Genomic DNA, 1,376 nt, shown 5'->3' with positions numbered 1-1,376 from the left:
CTGGCGCCGGCCGGGCTGGAGGCGGAGGCCGCCGACGGCACGCCGCGCGCCATCCCGCTGGACGAGGCCACGCCGCCCTCCCCCCGCCGCGAGACCTGGCGCCGCCGCGGGCTGGCCGCGGCCGGCACCGCCTGTGCCGGCCTCGCCATCGCTGCCATCGCCCTGCCCTTCGGGCTGCAATCCATGGCCCTGGCGGATGCCGAGCGGCAGATCGAGGCGCTTGCCCCGCGCGTGGCGGAGGCCGAGGCGCTGCGCCGCCGCATGGCCGAGGCCAAGGGCGGCCAGGACGCCTTCGCCGCCGAACGCGCCCGGGTCGGCGACGCGCTGCAGGCGATCGCCGCCATCACCGACATCCTGCCCGACGGCACCTGGCTGACCGAGCTGACCCTGCGGCAGCGCAAGCTCGGCATGGCCGGGCGCTCCGCCGGTGCGGCGCGGCTGATCGGCCTGCTCTCGGCCGATCCGACGATCGGCGACGCCGCCTTCGCCGCGCCGGTCACCCGGGCGGAGGGCACCCGCGCTGAGCCCGGCGGCGTCGATGCGTTTTCCATCCGCGCCGAGTTGCGGATGTAGATGGCCGCCCTCGACCTCCCGACCGGACGCCGCGGCCAGCTGCTGGCGCTCGGCCTGACGCTGGCGGTGCTCGGCGGCGCCTGGGCCGGCGTCGCCGCGCCGCTGCTCGACTGGTACGCGCTGCGGGCCGAGCAGCTCCAGGCACGGCGCGCGGTCGCCCGCCGCATGGCGGAACTGGCCGAGACGCTGCCGGCGCTGCGCGACCAGGCGCGGCGGGTGGCCGCCCCCGGCCGGCCGGCCGAGGGCGCGGTGCTGGACGGCAGCAGCGATGCGCTGGCCGCCGCCGCGCTGCAGGGCCGGCTGCAGGAGATGGCGGCCCGCGCCGGGGCGCCGCTGTCGAGCGCCGAGGCATTGCCGGGCGAGGCGGCCGGCGCCTGGCGCCGCATCGGCGTGCGCGTCGCGGTGAATGCGCCCTGGCCTTCGGTGGTGCGGCTGCTGCAGGCGATCGGCACCGCGACGCCGCGCATGCTGGTGGACGACCTGCAGCTGCGCGCCCCGCCGCTGCTGCTGCGGACCGGGCCACGGCCGGTCGATGCCAGCTTCACCGTGCTCGGCTTCCGGGCGGAGGCCGCGCGATGAGCCGCGCCGCCTTCGCCACGCTCGGCCTGTTCGGCGCGGCGATGGCCGGGACCATCGCGCTCGAGCTGCAGGGGCTCGGCGGCGATGCGGTGACCAGCGGCGCCGCCGCCACCGCCGCCGCGCGCTGGCGCCCGGCGCCCGAGGTCCCGACCCCGCCGCCGCCCGACCGCACCGGCGAATGGGCCGCGACCGCGCTCGCCCGGCCGCTCTTCGCGCAGGACCGG

General features: G+C 79.5%; 3 protein-coding genes. All 3 read left to right on the top strand.

What is annotated here, in order from left to right; all coding sequences use genetic code 11:
* Nucleotides 1–573 (top strand): PilN domain-containing protein (locus E2C06_RS38340; RefSeq protein WP_165982920.1); only part of this gene is annotated, 573 nt, incomplete at its 5' end.
* On the top strand, nt 574–1,152 hold the full coding sequence (gspM, locus tag E2C06_RS36445) for a type II secretion system protein GspM (protein ID WP_133293382.1): 579 nt from the start codon (nt 574–576) through the stop codon (nt 1,150–1,152).
* The coding region (locus E2C06_RS36440; protein ID WP_206664852.1) for a hypothetical protein at nt 1,149–1,376 on the top strand (228 nt) is incomplete at its 3' end. The genes gspM and E2C06_RS36440, both read left to right, overlap by 4 nt.

The sequence above is a fragment of the Dankookia rubra genome (assembly GCF_004355005.1).
Taxonomy (GTDB): domain Bacteria; phylum Pseudomonadota; class Alphaproteobacteria; order Acetobacterales; family Acetobacteraceae; genus Paracraurococcus; species Paracraurococcus ruber_A.
Note: the sequence above shows the minus strand (reverse complement) of the source record. Positions and strands in the feature narration are given on the sequence as shown.

What these genes read in the sequence shown, in the direction of transcription:
- gspM (WP_133293382.1), top strand. Translation starts at nt 574, where the DNA reads ATGGCCGCCCTCGACCTCCCGACCGGACGCCGCGGCCAGCTGCTGGCG.